Genomic DNA, 23760 nt, shown 5'->3' with positions numbered 1-23760 from the left:
GATGGCTCGTAGACAACTAAGCGCAATCATGTTTACAGATCTGGCAGGATATACGGCCATGATGCAAGAAGATGAATTCAATGCCAAAGGACTAAGAGACCATCATCGCAGGATATTAGAACAAGAAATAAAGAATCATGACGGGCAAATTTTGCAGTACTATGGAGATGGAGCTTTGTCGATTTTCAACAGCACCATTTCTGCAACCAATTCTGCGCTGTCTATCCAGCTGGCATCTATTCAAAACAAGATACCCTTGCGAGTGGGGATTCATACAGGAGATGTGGTGGTGGAAGAAGAAGGAGTTTATGGCGATGGGGTAAATATTGCTTCGCGTATTGAATCATTTTCTATTCCGGGATCAGTAATGGTTTCGGATAAAGTCTTCGATGATATAAAGAATCATCAAACCTTTCAGCCTGTGCTGATGGGAGAGTTTGAGCTTAAAAATGTCAAACGACCGGTTGAAGTATATGCCTTGACTAATAAAGGATTGGTCGTGCCCGAGCGGACAGATTTGAAGGGTAAGGTGAAAGAAAGAATTAAAAGTATTGCGGTACTTCCTTTCGTAAATCGCAGTTCCGATCCAGAAAATGAATACTTCAGTGATGGGATTACGGAAGAGATTATAACCGCCCTCGCTAAGGTGGATGGATTGCGGGTTATTTCCAGAACATCATCTTTTTCTTTCAAAGGGAAGAGTGTTGATGCGAGAACCATCGGAAAGCAATTGGAAGTGCAGTCCATTTTAGATGGTAGTGTCAGGAAATCTGGCAATAGGGTCAGAATTGCCGTACAGCTAAGTAGCACCTTCGATGGTTATCAACTTTGGACGGAAAATTATGACAGACTATTAGAAGACATTTTTGAGGTGCAGGATGAAATCTCCTTAAAAATAGCTCAACAGTTGAAGGAAAGACTCTCTAAAGAATCCATAGAAGAAACGAATGAGACCAAGTCCATTGATACAGAAGCTTACAACGCTTATCTTCAGGGACTTTTTTACTACAATAAATGGACGCCAGCAAACGCTCAAAAAGCGGTAGATGCTTTTCAAAAGGCAGTTGACTTGCAACCCAGCTATGCGCAGGCCTATTCGGGCCTTGCATTGGCCTATTCACTCATGTCTTTTACAGGATTTATTGAGTCATCCGAAGGCTATAGACTTACAGAAGAGGCAGCCTTTAAGACCATAGAATTGGATCCGGAAATAGAAAATGGCTATGTGTCCCTGGGCTTTGTAGAATTCTTTCTGCGCTGGAATTTCGAAAAAGGCAAGGAACAATTAGAGAAAGCGTTGACAATTAATCCTCGTTCACCGGAGGCGAATCAAGCGTTATCCTTTTACTACCTCATTACCGGTGATTTTGAAAACAGCCTATTGGCCATCGAAAAAGCAAGAGAGATAGATCCATTATCGCTGACAACCAATCGAATGCTTGCAGATATCTACTACCTGCAAGGAGATTATAAAATGGCCATTGAAGTTTACGATTGGTTGCATGAGCAGGATCCGGATTTCAAGGCTGCTCTTGAGTTTAAGGCTTGGGCATACTTAATGATGGAAGAGTATGATAAAGCAATAGCTATTTTCGAGTCCTTTTTGGATGGAGAAGGAGCTCACTCAATGAAGCCTTTTGTGCAGCTTGGGTATGCACATGCACTCAAAGGGGAAAAAGATCAAGCCGAAATGTACTTAGAGCAGCTGAAGGAAGAAGCAAAGGAGAGTCGTGATGGATCACACGATTTAAACTTTGCTACCCTTTACACCGGACTTGGAAATTATGATCTCGCCATAGAATATCTGGAAAAAGTAGTTGATCAACGCATTGGTGCCGTTCTTTTGATTCATGTCAGCCCCATTTGGAAACCACTCAAGGACCTTGACAGATTCCGGTCTTTGCTGAGTAAGATCGGCATCCAATAAATTTTAATTCCCTCTTGTAACCTTCGCTTCCTTTTCTTGTAACTTATCTGACTTAACAATCACCACCCATTTATTTGGGACTAACCTGGTTAGAATTTGGAAATGACAGACGAACAGTTGATGTCGCTAGTTAAGGCAGGGCAGCTGGACTATTTGAACGAAGTTTTTAATCGCTACAGCAAGCGCATATATAACTACTTTCTTAAGTCTACGCTTGAGCGAGCCGATAGCGATGACCTTACGCAAGACCTCTTCATTCGGGTAATGAAGTATCGAAACTCTTACAAAGAAGGCCACTCTGTTCAATTCTGGATTTTTCAGATTGCCAGAAACATGGTGAAAGACCACTTTCGAAAGATGAAGGTGCACAAGGATAAATTCAACCCTGTGGAAGTAATGCCGGAGGTACAAGAGGTGAGCGGAGATGTGGAGTTTGAGAAAGAAAAAAAACTCCACATGGCGATGAATTCACTACCGGATGAAAAAAGGGAACTATTAGTGCTCAGCAAGTTTCAGGGAATGAAATATGAGCAAATAGCAACCATGCGAGAGACGTCTGTGAGCAACATAAAGGTGCAAGTGCACCGGACAATAAAAGAGCTGAGAGACATTTATTTTGAACTATCAGAAGATTAAAAATACAAAGTGATGAAAGAAAAAATCACAGATGAACAAATGATTGCGCTCCTTGAGGGAGAGAAGAATGCAGCGTTAGCATCCAAGATTAACGCTAATGCTGATCTCGCGAAACGGTTTACTGAGTTGAAGGAACTGTTAGATGCAATCGAAAGCTCGCCTGAAGTCGAGGTGCCTGAATATGTTCAGGCAGGTTTTCAGCAAGCATTAATTTCTGAGAAGATAAATTCCAAAAACGGCCATTGGCCTTGGATGCAAATTGCAGCAGCAGTTGCTCTGATTGTGGTTGGTTTTGGTATGGGGAAGTTTTCCTCAAGCGACCCATCACAAGAGTTGGCATTGCTTAAAAATGAGATACAATCTTTACGAGAAGTAACATTAACAAGCGCATTGCAACGTCACTCTGCCAGTGAGCGAATCATGGCAGTCAATCAGATTGAAGAGCGGTCTACGCTCAACTATGAGCTGATAGCCACCCTCATTACCACGTTGAATTCGGACGAAAGCCCTAACGTGAGATATGCAGCACTAAAAGCAGTGGAAAAATTCATTGGCAATACAGATGTAAGAGCAGAGCTGGTGAAGTCTTTGGAGGCACAGAAGGATCCACTCTTGCAGATATCTCTCATCACCATTTTGGTAGAGGCTGAAGAACGTAGCGCAATTGCTCCATTGAAAGACATCATAGAAAAAGAAGAAACATCTCCTGAAGTGAAGCAACAAGCAGAAGTTGCAATTCAGGTGTTGACATAAAAACATACCGGTACTAATTCAAAATGACTAAAAATTCAAATAACAATACAATGAAAACGATTATAGCAGGACTAATACTATTGACGTGCAGCAGTAGTATAGCGCAGGATAACGATAGCAAAGCTCGTACGGCACTAGCGGGAGAAAGTGGAGACCCTTGGGGTTCTGGGAGTTCCAGGAGGCAGGCCTCATTTACCTACCAGGTGAAGGGGAACGCAGCAGAAACATGGCTGGTGATTGATAACCTAAGCTCTGACTTGAAAATAGAAGGAACTTCAGGGTCAGACATTAAAATCGAAAGTAGAAACTACCGGGGGCTTCCAGACAAAGCCAAAGGACTTAAGCCACTTTCAGCTACTGGGCCGGAAAATACCGGAATAGGCTTGAGCATGAAACAAGAAGGAAACACTATTTCACTTTCCGGAGCTCACAGAGAAGCAGATAATGCAGATTATATTCTCTACTTGCCGAAAAATCTGAAATTGAAGATCAACTACAACTCGTGGCAGGCAGGTGATGTACTAATAAAAGGAATGACTGGAGAGGTAGAGGCGAAAAGTCAGGTGGGAGATTTAGAATTTATTGATGTGTCAGGACCGATTGTGGCACATACGTTAAGTTCCGACCTTGAAGTAACCTTCACAACACTCTCAGCAACATCACCAAGCTCATTGAGTTCTACAAGCGGAGACATAGACGTGACCTTACCTGAATCGACAAAAGGCACATTCAAAATGGCAACAGTTTCAGGAGGAGTATATACCGCATTTGATTTTGAGTTTGGTGAAGATGCAAAGATGAGCAGAGTTGGTGGTCAGAATGCTACAGGCAAGCTGAATGGAGGAGGAGTAGAGATTTCTCTTAAGACAGTGAGTGGTGACATCTACGTAAGAAAAGCTGAATAAGATGAGAGCGTTAATCATTATCATGTGTCTGGCAACTTTTGGGTTGTCAGCACAACCTAAAAAAGTAACAGCCTCAGTTGCTGTCACAGGCGAGGAAGTCTTGGATCTTGAATTTGCTTTTGCGGATGATATCATCTTCAAGACTTGGGATAAAAATGAAGTTTTTGTGGAGGTTATGGTGGAAATAAATGACGGAAAAGACAACGATATTTTCACTTTAACCACCGAGAAATCAAGCTCCACCATATACATAGAAATGGATGAAGATATGTGGAAGAAAATTAGCAAAGAGAAAGATAGAAAATGGAAAAATTGCAATTATACATCCACCATTAATTATGTAGTCTACCTTCCGAAAAAACTGAATGTTAGATCTAACACAATTTCTGGAGACTATGAGTTTGAGTATTTTGGTTCTGAAATGAAGTTGAAAACCATTTCGGGAGCAATAGACGTTTTGATTCCATCAAAACAAGGAATGGATTTTAAAGCAAAAACCATTTCTGGAGAGGTCTACTCTGATATTGAAATCTCATACCCGTATGGTAAAAAAGGTCTACGCCAGATTGTAGGTCAGGATGTAAGAGGCCGGGTAAGCGATGGAGGCAAAGAGTCTTCCTTCGAAACAATCAGTGGAAATATCTACCTCAGAAAGGGATAGAAACATCATCGTGAGCTAAGGTGAAACCACATCAACTAAAATGCCGTGTCATGCAGTGCTTGACTCGGCATTTTTTATCGACAAAGTAGGGAGTACCAAAAAGAGTCACTTTTTCTTCAACACGATCAACTCATCATCCATCACCGTCCCCACAAAAAGCAAGTCCTCATACGGAGCAGCCACACTGCTTGCTGACATGACGTTCCCATCATTTTCATAAAGGCTTTCAACGACCTCACCATCTGTTACTTTGATAACTTCAGAAGGGGCTATTTTCTTTTTACCGGCAGCATAGCCAGCAAAATCCAGCAGACTGGGGTGTGAACCCATCCATAGATCGCCATTTTCATCCAGTTCTATGTTGTCAATACCCGAATGGACATTTACATCACGCTCGAAAGTTAGGTCGCCATTTTTTTCAATATCATAAAAGATCAATTTGAACCCTCGAGGTGAAGCCACCAAGAGCTGACCTCTGTCTTTAGATATATTGATGCCATTGGCATAGTTGATTCCGCTTGCCACCTCCTTGTATGCTCCATCGTAGTAGACCACATTTGATGCAGCTATGCCAAGGTAATCTTCAGCTAACCTTCCCCATTTATTTTTGTAACCGTGATCATTGGTGAAGTAAAAAGAGTCTTTATCCAGAGCCACTACATCATTGGGGCTGATCATAGTAGGGTCCCGATAAGTAGCGAGGTAGACTAGGCTGTCGCCAAATAGCTCAAATTTTTCTATGGTGTGACGTCTTGCATGGTTTACGACAAGAATTTGATAGTGAGCCGAATCCAGCTTCAGCAGGCTTATGCCGTGTGGATAGAACGACATGGAATAATCACCAGATATTTTTTTGGGCATAAAACTGTCAGACTTCAAGTCTAGATAGTACAAGGCTCCTTGAGAAGGCTTTCCATTTCTGCGTCCGGCACGATCGTCTTGCGAAATGATCATGAAATCATCCGAATAGCTGATTGTGAAATCTTCAGCCCCCTTCATGGGAATTTTGGCAATAATTTCATAGTCTTCGTTGTTATTAACTTCACGGAAGTAACCCGTTGAGGCAAACGTGTAGAGGATGAATGAAAATAGTAGAATAACGAGAACGAGTAGAGTGAGCAATAATTTTTTCATAGTATTTCAAGACTTAGTGTATAAAAGAAAAAAAACTTTTGTACTGCTCTGGGTGGCACTATGCTCAGTACTTATGAGTAGTTGTGTTGACAATAATATACAACTTCCAGATCAAACACTAGAAGGCAAGATCAATGGATTGGATTGGAACTATAGTTCTGCAAATGCCTATTTGGTCTCATCTGATTTTCAATATCAAGCGAGGTTTTTGTCAGACGAAGAAGCTGTTAGCGACCCTTGCGCATTACCTTCTCCTTCTTTGAGAAACGTCAGGGCGATCTTTAGACCAGCAACAGGCCCTTTTTTTGTAGCACCGCAAGCACTGGATAATAATCAGGTACAAGTCACTTTTGATATCAGCCCATCACAGAGGTTGGTAGCATCTAGTGGCTTCATGGAAATTTATGTCATCGACAATCAGGTCGTCATCGGATTCTTGCAAGCGGTACTTGATGATGACAATACCGTTGAAGGTACCTTTGAAATTCGGCTTTGCAATTGAAATAAGTAAGTCAACCTCGCGTACAACTCACCTGAACTCTACCCTCCTGCAGAAAGCGTGATACCGAATGCAAGCTCAATCATCCATAGATGTGCATCATTTATTTTGCCTGCGGCATTTGGCTGATCGTACACCGGATTCAATGAATAGCCGAAATTTAGACTGACAACATTATCGACATCAAATGCCGGGATGAAGTAGTTGGCACCAAGGTTAAGAAAGAATACCGTTTTAGTAGCCTTCACTAAGTCGTCCTGTCTGTCCCACTCTTCTCGTACCCTACCGGGGTTGCGTATGTCAAAGGAATTTGTTCGTAGCGCACTTGCGACATTTATGTGAGGAGTAATTCCACCATAAATAGTAAAATCACCAACGGACTTACCATAATTAACGGGAATAGCTATGTAGTCTAACCTCGGTCTGATCTTAAAGCGAGCGTCTGAAGTTATCAGTCCATAATACCTTTGAAATTGAATATCTGGTGTTTTAAAAAAGTAGCTATCTCCTCCGTTTGTATACTTCACACCCGTTTTAAGAAAAGTGTTTTCATTTAGATAGACATCTATTTCAATGCCAATCACCGCTCCGGGGCGCAAGGAATTTCTGGCAGATGTGGAGGCGCCTACTCCTTGATCAATCAACGATTGACGGTAGTCTAGGAATCCATACTCCTCCATCAAATCTCGATCAAAAGTAGAAAAGGTCATACCGATCTGACCGTGAAACTTGACCTGGCTATGAACGTGCGTAATGCAAGCCAAAAACACCATCAAGCCAAAGACCAGCCTTTTCATACCGCTTCAGTTTCTTCGTATACATCCAATGGCAGACAGCTGCAAACAAGATTACGGTCTCCGTACGCACTATCCACTCGACTCACAGCTGGCCAAAACTTGTTTTCCCTTACATAGTCAGCTGGAAATGCAGCCGTTTCTCTAGAATACGGGTATGCCCAATCGTTGGCAACCAGGGTTTTATATGAATGCGGTGCGTTTTTTAATGGATTGTTATTCGAATCGGACTTGCCATCAATCACCTCTTGTACCTCCTGCCGGATGGCAACCATCGCATCGCAGAAACGATCCAATTCTGCTTGCACCTCACTTTCTGTCGGCTCAATCATCATGGTGCCGGGTACTGGGAATGAAACGGTAGGAGCATGGAAGCCATAGTCAATTAGCCGCTTAGCAATGTCTTCTACCTCGATACCGGACTTTTTAAACTCACGACAATCGATGATCAATTCATGCGCATTTCTTCCTTTATCATTTGCATAAAGCACGGGATAATGATCTTTCAATCTGGCAGCTATGTAGTTTGCATTGAGTATCGCCGTTTTCGTTGCATTTGTCAAGCCATTTGCTCCCATCATCGCGATATATCCGTGAGATATGGGCAAGATACTTGCACTTCCATAGGCTGCTGCAGATACTGGAGGGTTGCTGCTATGCTCAGTTACATGACCTGGAAGAAATGGAGATAAATGCTCGGCAACTCCAATTGGGCCCATTCCAGGACCACCCCCACCATGAGGAATACAAAACGTTTTGTGAAGGTTTAGGTGACAAACATCTGCTCCAATAATGCCAGGAGAAGTCAATCCTACCTGGGCATTCATGTTGGCCCCATCCATGTATACCTGGCCTCCATTTTCATGGATGATATTACAAATTTCAATAATGGACTCTTCAAATACTCCATGAGTGGAAGGATAGGTGACCATCAAAGCAGCAAGGGCATCGCTATTTGCTTCAGCTTTTTCCCTTAAATCAGCTACGTCGATGTTTCCCTTTTCATCGCATTTGACAATGATCACTCGCATACCTGCCATTACAGCACTTGCCGGATTTGTTCCGTGAGCTGAAGAAGGAATTAACGCTACATTTCTGTTTGGTTGTCCTGTTCCTTCCAAATACGATTTTATCACCATGAGTCCGGCGTACTCACCTTGTGCGCCAGAGTTGGGCTGAAAAGAAAGCGAGTGAAAGCCTGTAATCTCAACGAGCCAGTCGTGAAGTTCGGCGATCAGCTCTCCATATCCTTCGGCCTGATCTTTGGGCGCAAATGGATGAATGTGAGCAAATTCAGGCCAGGTAACCGGGATCATTTCTGATGTAGCATTCAATTTCATGGTACACGAGCCTAGCGAGATCATGGAATGTACCAATGAAAGGTCCTTGTTTTCTAAGCGCTTCATGTAGCGAAGAAGCTCATGTTCCGAATGGTAAAGGTTGAAAACCGGGTGTTCTAGAAAAGGGGTAGTTCGTACTAAGGAAGTAGGATATTCCACTTCGAAATCTTCATTTATTGGTGTTTCAAAAGCATTCCCAAGCCTCGCGAAGAGCTTGACTACCTGATTAGCATCATCAACTGTGTGTGACTCATCGAATGAGAGGCCAACACCATCTTCAAAATACCGGAAATTGATTTGGCTTTCTTCACTCAGCTGCTTAATCATTACCAGCTGCTCAGCAGAGAGTCGAATTCTTAGCGTGTCAAAGAAGTGAGTGTTTTGATTTTCGAACCCAAATTGAGAGATCACATTGGCCGTTTCTTTGGCCAATCCATGAGTACGGGCACCTATCTTCCTCAACCCATCAGCACCATGATATACGGCATACATGCCGGCCATTACAGCTAGTAATACCTGTGCGGTGCAGATGTTGGAAGTAGCTCTTTCCCGTTTGATGTGTTGTTCACGTGTCTGCAGTGCCATGCGATACGCATCATTGCCATGTGCATCTTTTGAGGCGCCAATAATTCTTCCCGGGATCGCTCTCTTAAAAGTTTCTTTGGTGGCAAAGAATGCAGCATGAGGACCACCATATCCCATGGGTACCCCAAAACGCTGACTTGTTCCAACCACTACATCAGTACCCCACTCTCCAGGTGCTGTGAGGAGTGTAAGTGAAAGTAAGTCTGCTGCGCAAGCAGTGAACACATTGTTTTCTTGGGCGGCAGCAACGATTGCTGACCAATCCCGAATAGCGCCTGAGTTGTTTGGATACTGAAAGAAAATGCCAAAAACGTCTGAAGCGGAAACATCGGCATTGGCAAGGTCTACAACCTCCAGATCAATACCGAAAGGAAGTGCCCGGGTATTTAGCACATCCAGTGTTTGTGGAAATACTTCTGAATCTACTAAAAACTTGGTGGCAGATTTTTTATCTCCTTTTCTTGATCCAAAGAGCATACTCATGGCCTCAGCAGCAGCTGTCCCCTCATCAAGTAGCGAAGCGTTTGCTAGTTCCATACCGGTCAGGTCTATGACCATCGTCTGGAAATTGATCAATGCTTCCAGCCTTCCTTGCGCAATCTCAGCTTGATAAGGCGTATAGGCAGTGTACCATCCCGGATTTTCCATGATATTTCGCTGAATCACCGTTGGGACGACACAGTTATAGTAACCCTGACCAATGAATGAGTTAAAAACCCTGTTTTTATCGGCCATCTTCTGCATGCGGTTGAGGTATTCAAACTCATTGAGAGATGGAGGCAGATTCAACGGTTTTTTCTTACGTATGGGTGCAGGAATGGCTTCTTCGATTAGGTCATCAACTGACTTGAGGCCTATGGTTTTTAACATTGCTGAGACTTCACTTTCAGAAGGACCATTGTGTCTTCTTTCAAACTCAACTCGCTCGTTCAGATTTAATTTCATCTAGGGGTACCGTTTTAGAGGTCGCAAATTTACGTCACGACTCTCACTACAAAAAGCTTTTTACCCCTAACCACTAGTGTAATTGTTTGGTTTACGAGAATTAAAATTATTTAGCTTTACTCCTGATTTTTAACACGTGATATCACAATGAGAAAGATAACTTATTTAGTAGGCCTTTTAGTGGCCTTTGGACTGCTGGCACAGGATAAAACGGCCATGAAGTATGCAAAAACGATTACCGCAGAGGACTTAAAGGCTCACCTGTCCATAATAGCGTCTGATGAGTATGAGGGGAGAGAAACAGGAAAGAAGGGTCAGAAAATGGCCGCTGATTATATCGCTAAGCATTTTAAATCTTTAGGGTTTGAAGCACCGGTAGATGGTTCTTACTTCCAGCAATTTGATTTAACCGAATCTCTTATCGGAAATGTTTATTTCCGTAAGGGGGATGATAAAAAAGTAGGATTCGAAGATTTTGTTTACTACTCCAGCTCGGAAACAAGTGGTGAAGAATACATCAAAGCGGTGGTAGCCGATGAAGATGATGCGAAAGATTATTCAGGAAAATATGTCGTTTTTACAGCGGAAAAGCTGGGGGGACTGCAAGAGAAAGCAGAAAAAGCCAAAGAAGCGGGAGCTGTAGGTGTGATTGTCATTCTTGAAGATGATCAGGAATTCGAGTCTTTTATCACACGTTATTCTCCATACCTGAAGCGACCATCCTTAAAAATGGAAAAAAGGGACAATGAATCTACAAAGTTGATCATTGGCGATATGTCTATGGCTTCATGGATGTTTGATAAGGAGTACGATGCGATAGCTGTTGGAGATGAGTCTCAAGTAATTTTCAATGCGGATTATTTAGATAGACCGGTAGGCACAGAAAATGTTTTAGGCTTTTTGAAAGGAACTGAGAAGCCAGACGAAGTTTTGGTAATTACGTCTCATTATGATCATGTAGGGATTATAAATGGAGAGATTCACAATGGTGCAGATGATGATGGATCAGGAACGGTAACAGTTCTAGAAATTGCAGAAGCATTTTCCAATGCGGCTAAGAAAAACAAAGGCCCTAAAAGAAGTATTCTGTTTATGACGGTGACCGGAGAAGAGAAAGGATTGCTGGGATCAAGGTATTACACAGATGTTGATCCGGTATTCCCTCTGGAAAACACCGTTGCAAATCTTAACATTGATATGGTGGGTAGAGTAGACGATGCACATGCAGATAATTCTGATTACATCTACTTGATTGGCTCAGATAAACTCTCAAAAGAGCTTCATGATCTCTCAGAGAATATGAACAAGACCTATACCAATATTGAATTGGACTACACTTACAACGATGAGAATGATCCGAACAGATTCTATTACAGATCTGATCACTACAATTTTGCAAAAAACAATGTTCCGATCATTTTCTATTTCAATGGAACGCATGCAGACTATCATAAGCCGACGGACACGGTTGAAAAGATAGATTTTGAAACCATGGAGAAAAGAGCTCGATTGGTGTTCCACACAGGATGGGAAATTGCTAACAGAGCGGAAAGAATTAAGGTAGATAAAATAAAGGAGGAGAAAGTACCTGGTGAAGGGAAGTAGTTGAAGAGAAATGGATCATTGTGGGGCATTCGCCCCACAAGATCTTTTCAACCAGCTATGGAAAGAAAGACATAAAATCCATCTTTCTCTTACAAGTATAATTATTAAATACGGTTTCCAAGAAAAATTCACTTTAAAAAAAATGTTAAAGGACGTTATGAACGGGGGTTTGTTTTAATAACTAGATGATAGAGAGCTTTTTAAAGCTCTTTTTTATTTTCTTTATACTTATTTCTTTTGCCCCCTTTTGCATTGAAATGAACGTTGTTTATAACTAATTTGTGCGAAGAGTTTCCTGAATAATAATATTTAAAATGGATATAATTATATGTTTTTAATCAAAGAAGTCAGTGTAGTCAATGAAGGAAAAGTATTCGTCTCAGATGTACTTATAAAGGGTGATCGTATAGAAAAGATAGGTTCAGACTTGTCTATTGATTCAAATCATGAAGTAATTGATGGAAGTGGACTGCACCTATTTCCGGGAATAATCGATGATCAGGTACACTTTCGTGAGCCAGGACTTACACACAAAGGAAATATTTTTACAGAATCAAGAGCCGCGGTAGCTGGAGGCGTTACTTCCTACATGGAAATGCCAAATGTAAATCCTCAGACAGTTACCCAAGAGCTACTTACCGCTAAGTATCAAATAGGTGCTGAAAACTCTCTCGCCAACTACTCTTTTTACATGGGCAGTACCAATGAGAACCTGGATGAGGTGCTCAAAACTGATCCTGCATCTGTATGTGGGATCAAGATCTTCATGGGCTCTTCCACAGGAAATATGCTGGTTGATGATCCAGAAACGCTTGAAAACATATTTCGAAATGCGCCAATCCTGATAGCGACACATTGCGAGGATGAGGCTACTGTGAGAGCGAATACTGAAAAGTATGTTGCACAATTCGGAGAAGACATCCCATTTAAATATCACCCAATCATTCGGAACGAGGAGGCTTGCTACCTTTCCTCATCCAAAGCAGTGGAATTGGCAAAGAAAAGTGATGCACGTTTACATATCCTCCATATTTCTACCGGGAAGGAAACACATCTCTTTTCAAATGAGCAGCCTTTGGGCAAGAAGCGCATTACCTCTGAAGCATGCATTCACCATTTATGGTTTAGTGATGAAGATTACGACGAGAAGGGAGCATTCATCAAATGGAATCCAGCGGTAAAATCAGCAGCAGACAGGGATGAAATTTGGAAAGCCCTATTGGATGATCGCATCGATGTGATCGCCACAGATCATGCTCCCCATACCTTGGAAGAAAAGCAAAACCCATATTTGAAAGCCCCATCAGGAGGGCCGCTGATTCAACATACGTTGGTAGCGATGTTGGATTTTTACCATCAAGGAAGAATATCTCTTGAGCGCATCGCCGAAAAAATGTGTCATGCGGTGGCCGAGTGCTTTGACGTAAAAGAGCGCGGCTACATTCGAGAAGGCTACAAGGCAGACTTGGTGTTGGTGGATTTAAATAAACCATGGTCTGTAGGGAAGGAGAATATTTTAGCAAAATGTGGCTGGTCTCCTTTTGAGGGTCACGAGTTTAAGTCTGCTGTAGAGAAAACATTTGTGTCCGGACATCTAGCATACTCTGATGGAAAACTAAATGACAGTCAGCTGGGTCAACGACTTTACTTTGATCGAAAATAATCGTTTGCAGATTTCGAAAGGGGTATTACCTTTGCAGTCCTTTTCAGGATTCCTGAAAGTACACGGTGGTTGTAGCTCAGTTGGTTAGAGCATCGGTTTGTGGTACCGAGGGTCGTGGGTTCGAGCCCCATCTTCCACCCTTTTAAAAAACAAAAGCAGTTGCAGAAATGTAACTGCTTTTTTTGTTTGCTTAAGATTGATTTTCGTGCAGCAGACAGTAGTTATTCCAGCTGCGTATACAAAAGGTGTACTTCTAAAACATCACAGCAATAGCCGCACACTTTCAAGCTTCGATGACCTTTAATTTGGGCATGGTTGAGAAAGCGCGTAATTGTATTATTCTGATCATATTCATTTGCTCATGTGATTATGAAAGACCGGTTGTACTAAGGTCTTTCGTTTTCAACATTGATTTTGTACACAACACCAAAGTCGAACGTCTATCGAATACATCACGACCTAGCAAAGCGATACTGACGTTGGTAAAAAGAGGAGATGAAGTCACAACAGATCTCGAACTTGCCCTACATAGATACCGAGATAGCTACATTACCGATTCACTTGTACTTCCACAAGCGTACTACTCACTGACCAAACTCATTGTGCTAAATGACCAAAATGAACTATTGTATGCAGCGCCTCTGGAAGATAGTTTTTATGGACAAAGGTTTGATCAGCCGCTTCCATTCTTAGTAAAGTTGAATGAAAACATTTCCAATATTAAATTAACAGCGTTGCGCATAGGTGAAGAGAGTGACCTTTCAGATTTTGGATATGAGGACGTTTCTTATACCAATAAGTCGAAAGAAGAATTTATGGTAACCGCGTTTGAAAGAGCAAATGGGGTATTGAATCCGACCCGAGCAGAACTTCAGGTAAAAGGACTCGATTATAGCAGTAGGGAGAACTGGGAAGAAGTCTTTACAGTGGCCAAGGGAGATAATTTGATGCGACTAAAGCATGCAGAAAATTATGTGTTTGTTTTTAGCAGTCCTGGCTTTGATAATGACACGTTGATTGTGCAAGCGGATGAAAGCAATCAAGTCGTGGGCATATTTGAAAGCCCAATTATATACGGCTTCACAAATGGAAGTTTTGAAACAGGAGATTTTTGTGGGTGGACACTAACCGAGCGAGAGTTATGCTCGGATACATTTGTATTTGGACCATATGCGGGTTCATGGTATACGTTGACTGCTGGTGAATATCCTCTGCTAGAAGGAACATTTATGATTCCTGTCTTTGACCATCTGGATCAGGTGGCCACTACTATATGTAAGCAGGAAGCATTAATTATTGAGCCAACAGATGGAGACTATATAGGTGGTTATGGCGTGCTGTATTGCGCTGAATCATCTATGCATCAGATATTCTAATACCGAATAATGCAACCTTTCTGAAATGGGAGATGACCTACTCAGGTACGCTTCCACTTCACCCAATATATCAATCGATTAACATCAACGTAAAAGATCCTGAAACAAATGAAGTACTTCAGCCAATCTATCAAAGGGTGGATGGAAGCAGATCTAGAATTCCTGTGACTCCTTTCTCTGCAAATATTGAAAAATTTAGAGGTCAAAAAATAAGTGTCACAATAGACATACATATTGAATGGAGCTGTATGGACATTCAATTTGACAACTTCAGAATTGAATAGATGCTATTCCTTCCCGAATCATCTCCAAGATCAAAAAGTCTGGAAGCCCCAGAATAGGTCTACAAAAGGTGAACTTCTACCCTAATTGGTTTCAGTCTGCTCTTTATTCTGACGGTCTTTTTTAGTTTGACCTTCATGAATAATGTTATAAAACTCCTCGCGATTACCTTGGTAGTAGTCTCCTGCAATTCTGATAGCGCCGATAACCAAGTTATACCGGAAAGCGATGTTACTTTTGGCTTCACAAATGGAAGTTTTGAGACCGGAGATTTTAGTGGATGGGAGCTTACAGAGGAACGAGTTATTAGAGAAGATAGACCTAATTTGGGAATATATGTCGGGTCATGGTTTATTGAACCGAAGGTGGTGTTTACTGATTTAAGGGACGATTTAATTTGGGTTTTCGACCATTTGGATCAGGTAGATACCACCATATGCGTTCGAGATTTTTTCGGCCCTGTAGAATTTAAGCCCACGGATGGTGATTATGTTGGAGGCTATGGTGTAATGGAGTCTGTTAAATCTACTATCTATCAGGAAGTTGTAATACCAAATAATGCAACGGCTTTAAAATGGGATTTAGCTTACCATAACTACGCTTTTGAATTTGTTCCAGACCGCCAATCAATCAAAATCAGTCTTCTTGAACCTGAAACAAATGAAGTTCTGCAGACAGCTTTTGAAACAGATAAAGACACGCATTATGATCTTGACATAACAGCTTTCTCAGCCAATATTCAAGAATTTGCAGGCAGAAAAGTTAGAGTAATTATTAATATTGACATTGAATTTGATTGTATGGTTGTTCTGTTCGACAATTTCAAATTTGAATAGAATTCGCTTTTCACTATTCCTGAATCATCTCCAAGATCAAAGCATACTTAAATGCTGTTTGAGCCAGAGAGGCATATCTTCCTGAGGCTCCTCCATGCCCTGAGGAGAAATCGGTTCTCATCAAGATCTCATTATCATCGGTCTTCATTTCACGAAGTTTCGCGACCATTTTTGCTGGCTCCCAATAGCCCACACGTGAATCATTGATTGCTGTGAGGAAAAGCATATTGGGATAATCTTTAGCTTCTACGTTTTCATAGGGTGAATAGGACTTGATGTATTTGAAATATTTCTTCTCGTTTGGATTTCCCCACTCGTCATACTCCAAGCTGGTAAGCGGGAGTTTATCATCCATCATGGTATTGATGACATCAACAAAAGGCACATCCAAAATCAAAAGTTTGAAAAGCTCGGGTCGCATATTAGCAATAGCTCCCATTAGCAATCCGCCAGCACTTCCACCTTGCGCTATTACCATCCCTTCTTCTCCGTATCCCTCAGAAATCAGGAATTCCGTGCAGGAAATAAAGTCAGTAAACGTGTTTTTCTTCTTGAGCATTTTGCCCTCTAAATACCATTTCTCGCCAAGGTCACCCCCACCTCTTACATGGGCGATGGCATAGACAAATCCTTTTTGGATGAGTGGAGCCATATTGGGATTGTAGTTTGCAGAGTAGCTAGAACCATAGGAACCATACCCCGTGATGAAAAGAGGAGGTTTCTTGCCGTCTTTGATCAGGTTTTTTACCCGGTATTTATTGTAAATAAGGGTGATAGGAATCTGAGTGCCGTCCTTGGCTTTCGCATAAACAGTCTCTACTTTGGCAAAGAAGGCCGGAGAAATCCCACCCACTGACTTCAGGTTCTTGAACTTCTTTTCGTTCATGTCATAGTCCTGAATCCTTAACGGGCGATGGTAGTTTGCTTTGCTGATGCGCAGCGTGTCCGTATCAAAATCGTTGTTTTGTCCCAAATAGACAGCTCGATCATTTCCTTGTTTGATGTAGTGCTCTTTGCCATCTAGCTTGTTTACCACTTTGATTTTATGTTCAAGTCCATGGCGCTCCTGGAAGACCATCCAGTTTTTAAAGGGTAAAATGCCAGAAATTTCAACCTCCGGATTTTCCGCAATTTCCTCTACCCAATACTTCTCTTCGAACTTTGCCGTATCTGCAACCATCAGCTTATTGTTCAGCGCCTTGTGGTTGGTAAGGATGTAAAATTTATCTTCATAATGAGAGAGACTATACTTATGTTCATCTCTGCGAGGAGCCACCATTCTGAATGTGCCATTTGGATTGTTTAGGTTCAATAGTTGAATCTCGTTTTGGTTGCTGCCATAGCTGCTGATAAAGGCAAATTGCTTACTTCTCGATTTTGAAACGCCAACAGAGAATTTTACATCGGTCTCTTCATAGAGAATGCGCTTTTCACCAGTGGATAAATCGAACTTGAAGACCTTAGAAGAGCGAAAGGTTTTTTCTTCTACTTTCACATACAGCAAAGTAGAATCGGTCAGCCAGACCAAACCACCAATGTAATCAATGCTGAAGGGGAGAGCTTTTTCTTTATCGAAGTATTTGAACTTTAGGGTCCACTTATCATTGCCTGTAGTGTTCTCAGAGTAGGCGATTATTTTGTTGCCAGGACTTACAGAATAGCCACCAAACGCATAATATTGCTTGTCCTCTGCCATTTTGTTCACATCAAAAAGAAGCTCTTCTTTGCTATCCTTCTCTTTTGCTTTGCGATAATGTCTGGCATATTCCTCTTCAGGGGCATACTTATAGTAATACTTGTATCCACCTTCTTCTCTCGCCAGTGATACATACTTGTCCTGAACGTAAGATCTTACTTCCTTGAAAAGTTCTCGCTGGAGTGGTTTGAGTGGTTTGAAATAGTTGTTTGTGTAGCCATTTTCCTGGCTGAGGTATTTCATGACCTCCTCATTTCCCATGGGGTTTTTGGTGTCCTTAAGCCAGGCATAGTCATCCTGAATTTTTTGCCCATGTATTTCAGTAATGAAAGGGTCTTTCATAGCTACTGGGGGCAATAATGTGGTGTCACGGGTGAGCTTATCTGCAAATTGTTTTTCCAGATTAACTTCTTTGCTCATGGCCACATGTATGGCTTCAGGCACCTTAGTTTCAGAATACTGCAAGGTGTATTTTGCCCAAAATTCCGTATTGTACCCCTCCGGTAAATCAAACAAATAGTTGTAATCTGAATTACTGAAGTTTTCATCTTTGCTAACAGAAATCTTGTCTTTTACAGAAACACGATGCGTAATTAATTCTGAAATGGCGGCATAAGGAATTCGCCGATCCGTAGCGGTATCCTCTACAATAAACTCGTCAGCATGTTTAAGGTACTCGAGAACATACTTATCTCCTTTTTTGGCATATTTTGACTCCACAGAAAAATCAAAGTGACGAACGGACCAGCCTCTGTAGCCACAGATATACTGTTTGTATTCTGGAGGTACCGAATAGTTGATCTCCGTTATGGCTAGATCTTCTTTCTTAATGAGTATGCTCCCGCCAAGCTTGAACTCATAATCATTCGGGCGTTTTTTCTTACCCATTTGCTCAGGAGTCATTTTTGGAGAAAAATTGATAAGATAATAGCCCTCATCATTTTTTTCTACCTCTAGCAGGGTGTACTCATACTTGCCAAACTTGCTTAGAAAGTTGGCCGGATACTTTAGGCGATCTTTGGTGAGTGCGCTCATTGGCCCTCCTTGGATGCTCGAAAACATTCTCGTTGTATTAAGATCATCACTGGATTTTGCTTCTACAATTTTGGCCTTCTCCCCCTTCAAAATTCTTTGATGGAAGTGCCATCGGTGCAATGAAGAGGATCTTGATACCCAGCTGCCGATGGTGGTGACGCCAGAGAGATCAACTGGGTTTTCGAATTTCTTTCTCTTTTCTTCTTTCCCACTGTAAGGCTTCAGGTCGAGTACAAAAGCAGCATCAGCATACTTGATAGGATTGTCGTTTTCCTTTACATACTCTCGATAATATCCTTCCAGATTAAAAGACTCGTTTACATAGTTATCAGGAATTTCTTTGAGCGCTTTTTTAAGAACACTTTTGGGATTGAGGTCTCGTTTGGCACTGATCACTACGGTGTACAGTTCAGTGATATCTGTTTTCATGTAGATTTTTACTGGCTGTTTGTAAGTATTGAGCGAAAGCTCATGTGTTTTTAGACCGACATAGGAAAACTCCAGAATGCTATCGAAGTACTTGGAAGGTATTTTTAAGGAAAACGTCCCGTCATATTCTGTGACCGTTCCATACGCTACACCTTTGAGCTTTACGTAGGCAAATGGAACGGGCTCTTTTGTTTCTTCATAATAAACGGTTCCCTCTATTGTTTTAACCTGAGAAAATCCTGCGGTGCAAAGAAGTATTGCAGCTACGATTAGGGTGTATTTCATGCCTGGTGATTGTTTTAGAATAGGTTATCGAACAAACGACACCTACTCATTTTTATTTTTCGAATTCCGACCTTTTAAAACCACCTAATAGATGAGCAATCGGTTTAAACAGTTGCACGACCCACGGTAAGTTTTTTCCTCCAGTGCTTGATCGCAATTGATATGACTGGTGTACCAATGACACCAGGAAGGACCCAAAGTAACCACTGGTTGGAACTGTTGGGCATAAAAATGTTTGGATTCTGCACGGCAAAAGCGGTAAGTGCGGCAATGTATGAGCCTCCCATTGCCCCAATGTGCTGGTACAGCCACCAGTGCTTTTCAGAAATGTTTGGCTTGGTGAATAGTCGAAGGTCTTCCAGGCCATTTTTCATGGTGAGTATTCCGAAAGCAGCGCACAAAAAGGCTAGTATTGTTTGGCTATGAGAGAAGTAGACGAATCCACCATAACCAATCAAACCCGCACCAAACAAAGAGGTAGCAATGGCCACTACCCAGTCATACCATTTTTCGCTTCCTGGCTTTTTCCGCTTGACCACCCGAATACCCACAAACGAAGTATGGAAGGTGAGTACGGCAATAACCAGCAGAAATGCACTGAATCGATAGAATGTGATGATGGAAAGCGCGCTGAGACATATCCACCACATAGCACCGACATATACTTTTCCGAGAATTACATGATTCTTGCCTCCCTTCCGGTTAAACATCTGAATGAGGCCAAGGAGGAGAACGGTGCCGCCACATATGATATGAGAAACGATGAAGAACTTTTCCATGATTGTATTGCTATTTGAGTAGCAATACAAGCCTGTTTTTTAACCATAATTAAAACAGACTTGCCGAGCTGTTGATTTCATGCGATGAACTGTCATTTCTCTTGAACCTTTAGCGTGTTATCATCCAGGTTTTTCTCAATGGTGAGCAAATTGGGATCCAGTGCTACACTGGAGATCATTTCTTTGGATGAAAGTGAAAGGGTATTTAACCCTTCCCGAAGGCGTACATTTTTTGTAGCAATGAGCTGCTCATCCTGATTATACAATCCGACTTCTAGGTAGTCGTAGCCCGTTTTTGATTTTCCTTTTGGTTTGAGCGTTTCCGTGGAATGATCTATTGAAAGTTCGAGTTTATAGAGCTGATCACTCGTTCTGAAGATGCTCGCCTTCTTCAGCACATTGGTTTGAAGGGTTACAGAATTGAAAAGGTTGGATATGTAAGATTTAAGTGAATCTGGGACAGCATCTTGCAGCTTTCCTACCAAATCTTTGGAAGTTGGATATGGGCTACCCTTGAAAGCATTTTCTCTTAAAAAGTCTCTAAGTACTCCATTGAGTGTTTCCTTTCCCAAGTAATGTTGGAGTGCATTGAAAACCATCGCACCTTTTCCATAAGCGATGTACTGCTGATCTTCCACCAGACTAAGAGGTGGTTCAACACCTGCTTCGCTGGTTCTTCCCCTTAAATACCGCATTCGTTGCTGTTTGAGAAAGTCAAAAGCCTTTTCTTCTCCATAGGTTTTTCTGTAGATGTCAAGGGAGATGTATTCAGTAATGCTTTCTGTAAGCATCAGTGCCCCCTTTGCATTCGCAGGAATCAGCTGATTGGCCCACCACTGATGCGTAAGCTCATGTGCAGAAACATAAAAGGCAATGTCAATGCTGGTACTGGTGTCAACCTTTGCTATGAAGCGCTGCTCCGAGGTAGGCATGGTGTTAGAAAAAGTGGTAGCATATGATCCTTCTGAGTTTGGAAATTCGATGATCTTCGCTTCGGAATGTTGGTACGGAGAGAAGTATTTTGCATTGTAAGCGATTGCTTCGCGCAAGCCTGAGATCATATTGTCAGCATTTTGCTGATGATCCGGATGGCTCAATACTTCCAAATTGATACCGTTGTAAATCTCTTTTGTAGAAACCCATTTACCGGATTGAAACCCAAATCCAAATTTTACAGGAGTGGAGGTTTTGTATCGAAAGTAGTTTCGATCATCCATCGACCATTCACTTACCAGATCGCCAGGAGTAACAGCTAATTGGTCTTTCGAGGTAGAGATGGTACAATTAAAATTGACATAGTCTGTATCTCTTGATTGGTAATTGAATACACGAGAAATGGAATCACCAGGAAGTTGTTTTTCCTTACCACCGGTATAGCCTATTCTAGGAAGAATGTCATCTCGGAGGAATGTCCCATTTTTAAGCACTCCTGAATTTCTTTCAAACAAGGAATTTGGGATACTCTCTACTTTGAATTTAAGTTCGATGCTATCTCCTGGTGCGAGCACTTTGGCAAGTCGAAAAGCCTTAAATTTCATGAACGAATCCTCTTCGATGAGCGTCAACAGATTGTCATTCAGGATGATCGTTTGCTCATCAAAACCTGTTTTGATAAGCAATTTGTCTACCTGCTGATGGCTCTTATTTATCAGAACGTATTTTCCATACGCAGCGAATGACTGGGATTGTGGATAGAGGTCAATTTCGAGCTGGATATCGGTAATTTTTGGTTGTGGTTCATTTTCGTATTTAGAAAACTTCTCCTGAAAGGCGGCCATTTTACCTCGTGATTTATTGGCAAAATCTGAACCTTCTTGCTCTCCCTGATAAATTTTGAATCCAAAGATGGAAGCACTGATCACAACTAACCCAATACCAGAAAGAACGGGGAGAGTGATGAGACTAGCCGCATTTTTAAGTCGTTGTTTGAAAACGTTATCCGATCCTCTGACCCACAAAAGAAAAGTAACGATTACCAGTAGGACTCCAATATTTAGCCAATACCCTTTAGTTATTATGTATGCGTTGACATCAAACAGGTAGCCGGAGAAATCGGAACCGACAATTATTTCATCGGTGTAAAAGTTCAAAAGACGTGTATCAAGACCTATCTGGCCAAGCCCAGGCATGCCAATCCAGCCGAGCAGGAGGATGAAGAAGCCAACATACAGATTAGAAAACAGATTGTGTACGAAGACGGAGAGAAACGCCCATAGCATAAGAATGGGATAGACCAACAGAAGCAATTGAAAGAAGTAGATATCCAATTCAAACCTATAGTACCCATTGTAAAGTTGAATGACCACCCCGGAGACGATCAAAATTCCCAGTAGGATGCCCTGCATTAGAACAACGGTCAGCACTTTGCTAAGGAGAAACGTAGAGTTAGGCAATGGCGTAACATCAATTAACGGGTCTATTCCGGTGCTTCGATTTCTATGAATGATCATTCCGGAATAGATGAACGTTATCATTGTAGCAACGCCGCTGAAAAAATAAGCAGGTACGGAAAGAACCAAACGCGTTGTTGGAAGTAGTGTGAATCCATCGCCATTGGTGACCCGCCCAATGGCAAAAAGCACGGCCAATAACCCAAGCAAAACGAAAATCACAAACATCCAGTGCTTAATGATAAACTTCAGATCAAAGAGCAGCATTCTTTTGGCAGCATAAAGAACTCTCTTTCTGTTGTATGATGGAATAATCAGAGAAGGCTCACTGTCATAATTGATTCTGCCATTTTCTTTTTCCTTTCGGATAAACGTGTTCCACGAAGGCAGCTTAGCGTGCTCTTGAAGATCAAAGCGGCGAAGAAGAAGATAGCCGAGAAATATTCCTGTTGCGCACCAAATCAGCCGATTGAAGATGATGGTAGTTGTGACGGGTAAGGCGTCTGTGTTTCGCTGACCCAATGACCATAATTGTGTCTCGTAACCAATGGTATTTTGACCGAAAGGATCGAACAATGCAATGAGTACACCGTTACCAGAAAAGGCATTTTCTGCAATGATTTGAACGAAGAAAAGGATAATTATGGTGCCAAAGCCAACAAAGATGTTTCGGGTATAGGCCACCAATAGGAAGACAGCAATGCTTATATAGAACAGGTTGGGCAATGTATAAAGGAAGTATACCTGCAGATACCCTGCAAGCTGAAAAGGCCCAACTTTATGGGCGTGTAATCCGGGAATTTGTTCAGCGATTCCAATTGAAACGGCAAGACCCAAGGCGATGAGGTTTAATGCCAAAAATGAACCTAGAAATTTTCCAGCCAGGTACTGATATTTAGATACGGGATACGAGTAGAGAATGCTATGAGCATTGCTTCTAAAGTCTCGATAAATAGCTGAACCGCAAATTGCAGGGACAAGAAAAAGCAAAAACTTATTGAAGTATTGAAAGATAAAATTGATTTCAAAAGGAGAGTTAAGGAAGTGCAATGTGGTGTCTTTTGACGGAGGATCGAACAGTCCGGCACTTCCTGCAAAAGCCAGAAACCCAATGGTACAAAAGACAAATAGGTAGCAATAGAAAATAGGTTTTCTTAGCCAGGAGTTGAATTCTCGTATGAATATTTGATAAGTCATGATACCTA

The 23760-nt window shown here is 41.7% G+C and carries 17 protein-coding genes and 1 tRNA gene; 12 read left to right on the top strand and 6 right to left on the bottom strand.

Annotation, left to right across the window (positions count from 1 at the left end; translation table 11 throughout):
- Position 1 precedes the first annotated feature (1 nt).
- From ABJF57_RS04360 to ABJF57_RS04340, 5 genes are all read left to right on the top strand, one after another.
- On the top strand, positions 2-1927 hold the full coding sequence (locus tag ABJF57_RS04360; protein WP_462230849.1) for an adenylate/guanylate cyclase domain-containing protein: 1926 nt from the start codon (positions 2-4) through the stop codon (positions 1925-1927).
- A gap of 102 nt (positions 1928-2029) precedes the next feature.
- A complete protein-coding gene (locus ABJF57_RS04355) occupies positions 2030-2563 on the top strand; it encodes an RNA polymerase sigma factor (RefSeq protein WP_462230851.1) in 534 nt (177 codons plus the stop codon).
- A 12-nt stretch (positions 2564-2575) separates the two neighbouring features.
- On the top strand, positions 2576-3316 hold the full coding sequence (locus ABJF57_RS04350) for a HEAT repeat domain-containing protein (RefSeq protein WP_462230853.1): 741 nt from the start codon (positions 2576-2578) through the stop codon (positions 3314-3316).
- A 50-nt stretch (positions 3317-3366) separates the two neighbouring features.
- The gene (locus ABJF57_RS04345; protein ID WP_462230855.1) at positions 3367-4221 is read left to right on the top strand and encodes a DUF4097 family beta strand repeat-containing protein; all 855 of its coding nucleotides are present in this window, start codon (positions 3367-3369) and stop codon (positions 4219-4221) included.
- A gap of 1 nt (position 4222) precedes the next feature.
- Positions 4223-4882: a DUF4097 family beta strand repeat-containing protein gene (locus tag ABJF57_RS04340; RefSeq protein WP_462230857.1), complete on the top strand. Its 660-nt coding sequence runs from the start codon at positions 4223-4225 to the stop codon at positions 4880-4882.
- A gap of 105 nt (positions 4883-4987) precedes the next feature.
- On the opposite strand, the gene ABJF57_RS04335 is transcribed toward ABJF57_RS04340, so the two are convergent.
- On the bottom strand, positions 4988-6016 hold the full coding sequence (locus ABJF57_RS04335; RefSeq protein WP_462230859.1) for an SMP-30/gluconolactonase/LRE family protein: 1029 nt from the start codon (positions 6014-6016) through the stop codon (positions 4988-4990).
- 73 nt (positions 6017-6089) lie between these two features.
- On the opposite strand from ABJF57_RS04335, the gene ABJF57_RS04330 reads away from it, so the two are divergent.
- Positions 6090-6518: a hypothetical protein gene (locus ABJF57_RS04330; protein ID WP_462230861.1), complete on the top strand. Its 429-nt coding sequence runs from the start codon at positions 6090-6092 to the stop codon at positions 6516-6518.
- A 38-nt stretch (positions 6519-6556) separates the two neighbouring features.
- Here the strand turns inward: ABJF57_RS04330 and ABJF57_RS04325 are convergent, their stop codons facing one another.
- Positions 6557-7312 carry a hypothetical protein gene (locus ABJF57_RS04325; RefSeq protein ID WP_462230863.1) on the bottom strand — a complete coding sequence of 252 codons (756 nt, stop codon included), beginning with the start codon at positions 7310-7312 and terminating at the stop codon, positions 6557-6559.
- On the bottom strand, positions 7309-10179 hold the full coding sequence (gcvP, locus tag ABJF57_RS04320; RefSeq protein WP_462230865.1) for an aminomethyl-transferring glycine dehydrogenase: 2871 nt from the start codon (positions 10177-10179) through the stop codon (positions 7309-7311). The genes ABJF57_RS04325 and gcvP overlap by 4 nt, the downstream gene beginning before the upstream one ends.
- 147 nt (positions 10180-10326) lie before the next feature.
- On the opposite strand from gcvP, the gene ABJF57_RS04315 reads away from it, so the two are divergent.
- From ABJF57_RS04315 to ABJF57_RS04290, 6 genes are all read left to right on the top strand, one after another.
- The gene (locus ABJF57_RS04315; protein ID WP_462230867.1) at positions 10327-11784 is read left to right on the top strand and encodes a M28 family peptidase; all 1458 of its coding nucleotides are present in this window, start codon (positions 10327-10329) and stop codon (positions 11782-11784) included.
- A gap of 328 nt (positions 11785-12112) precedes the next feature.
- On the top strand, positions 12113-13447 hold the full coding sequence (locus tag ABJF57_RS04310) for a dihydroorotase (RefSeq protein WP_462230869.1): 1335 nt from the start codon (positions 12113-12115) through the stop codon (positions 13445-13447).
- Positions 13448-13511: 64 nt separating this feature from the next.
- A tRNA-His gene (locus ABJF57_RS04305) sits at positions 13512-13587 on the top strand.
- A 171-nt stretch (positions 13588-13758) separates the two neighbouring features.
- On the top strand, positions 13759-14823 hold the full coding sequence (locus ABJF57_RS04300; protein ID WP_462245099.1) for a hypothetical protein: 1065 nt from the start codon (positions 13759-13761) through the stop codon (positions 14821-14823).
- Between the two features lie 32 nt (positions 14824-14855).
- On the top strand, positions 14856-15107 hold the full coding sequence (locus ABJF57_RS04295) for a hypothetical protein (protein WP_462230873.1): 252 nt from the start codon (positions 14856-14858) through the stop codon (positions 15105-15107).
- A gap of 135 nt (positions 15108-15242) precedes the next feature.
- Complete coding sequence (locus ABJF57_RS04290; RefSeq protein WP_462230875.1) at positions 15243-15941, top strand: hypothetical protein; 699 nt, start codon at positions 15243-15245, stop codon at positions 15939-15941.
- Between the two features lie 13 nt (positions 15942-15954).
- On the opposite strand, the gene ABJF57_RS04285 is transcribed toward ABJF57_RS04290, so the two are convergent.
- From ABJF57_RS04285 to ABJF57_RS04275, 3 genes are all read right to left on the bottom strand, one after another.
- Positions 15955-19386 (bottom strand): prolyl oligopeptidase family serine peptidase, encoded by a 3432-nt coding sequence (locus ABJF57_RS04285; RefSeq protein WP_462230877.1) that lies wholly within the window; start codon positions 19384-19386, stop codon positions 15955-15957.
- Between the two features lie 104 nt (positions 19387-19490).
- Complete coding sequence (locus tag ABJF57_RS04280) at positions 19491-20165, bottom strand: DUF2306 domain-containing protein (RefSeq protein ID WP_462230879.1); 675 nt, start codon at positions 20163-20165, stop codon at positions 19491-19493.
- Positions 20166-20257: 92 nt separating this feature from the next.
- Positions 20258-23752, bottom strand: a complete 3495-nt coding sequence (locus ABJF57_RS04275) for a M1 family aminopeptidase (RefSeq protein WP_462230881.1) — start codon at positions 23750-23752, stop codon at positions 20258-20260.
- Positions 23753-23760: the final 8 nt, after the last annotated feature.

The organism is Ekhidna sp. (assembly GCF_039940915.1).
Lineage (GTDB): Bacteria > Bacteroidota > Bacteroidia > Cytophagales > Cyclobacteriaceae > Ekhidna.
The sequence above is the reverse complement of the archived record's forward strand: the minus strand, read 5'-3'. Positions and strand labels throughout refer to the sequence as shown.

What these genes read in the sequence shown, in the direction of transcription:
- ABJF57_RS04330 (WP_462230861.1), top strand. Translation starts at nt 6,090, where the DNA reads ATGAGTAGTTGTGTTGACAATAATATACAACTTCCAGATCAAACACTA.
- gcvP (WP_462230865.1), bottom strand. Translation starts at nt 10,179, where the DNA reads ATGAAATTAAATCTGAACGAGCGAGTTGAGTTTGAAAGAAGACACAAT.
- ABJF57_RS04360 (WP_462230849.1), top strand. Translation starts at nt 2, where the DNA reads ATGGCTCGTAGACAACTAAGCGCAATCATGTTTACAGATCTGGCAGGA.
- ABJF57_RS04310 (WP_462230869.1), top strand. Translation starts at nt 12,113, where the DNA reads ATGTTTTTAATCAAAGAAGTCAGTGTAGTCAATGAAGGAAAAGTATTC.
- ABJF57_RS04280 (WP_462230879.1), bottom strand. Translation starts at nt 20,165, where the DNA reads ATGGAAAAGTTCTTCATCGTTTCTCATATCATATGTGGCGGCACCGTT.
- ABJF57_RS04275 (WP_462230881.1), bottom strand. Translation starts at nt 23,752, where the DNA reads ATGACTTATCAAATATTCATACGAGAATTCAACTCCTGGCTAAGAAAA.
- ABJF57_RS04325 (WP_462230863.1), bottom strand. Translation starts at nt 7,312, where the DNA reads ATGAAAAGGCTGGTCTTTGGCTTGATGGTGTTTTTGGCTTGCATTACG.
- ABJF57_RS04340 (WP_462230857.1), top strand. Translation starts at nt 4,223, where the DNA reads ATGAGAGCGTTAATCATTATCATGTGTCTGGCAACTTTTGGGTTGTCA.
- ABJF57_RS04295 (WP_462230873.1), top strand. Translation starts at nt 14,856, where the DNA reads ATGACCTACTCAGGTACGCTTCCACTTCACCCAATATATCAATCGATT.
- ABJF57_RS04315 (WP_462230867.1), top strand. Translation starts at nt 10,327, where the DNA reads ATGAGAAAGATAACTTATTTAGTAGGCCTTTTAGTGGCCTTTGGACTG.
- ABJF57_RS04285 (WP_462230877.1), bottom strand. Translation starts at nt 19,386, where the DNA reads ATGAAATACACCCTAATCGTAGCTGCAATACTTCTTTGCACCGCAGGA.
- ABJF57_RS04290 (WP_462230875.1), top strand. Translation starts at nt 15,243, where the DNA reads ATGAATAATGTTATAAAACTCCTCGCGATTACCTTGGTAGTAGTCTCC.
- ABJF57_RS04300 (WP_462245099.1), top strand. Translation starts at nt 13,759, where the DNA reads ATGGTTGAGAAAGCGCGTAATTGTATTATTCTGATCATATTCATTTGC.
- ABJF57_RS04335 (WP_462230859.1), bottom strand. Translation starts at nt 6,016, where the DNA reads ATGAAAAAATTATTGCTCACTCTACTCGTTCTCGTTATTCTACTATTT.
- ABJF57_RS04355 (WP_462230851.1), top strand. Translation starts at nt 2,030, where the DNA reads ATGACAGACGAACAGTTGATGTCGCTAGTTAAGGCAGGGCAGCTGGAC.
- ABJF57_RS04345 (WP_462230855.1), top strand. Translation starts at nt 3,367, where the DNA reads ATGAAAACGATTATAGCAGGACTAATACTATTGACGTGCAGCAGTAGT.
- ABJF57_RS04350 (WP_462230853.1), top strand. Translation starts at nt 2,576, where the DNA reads ATGAAAGAAAAAATCACAGATGAACAAATGATTGCGCTCCTTGAGGGA.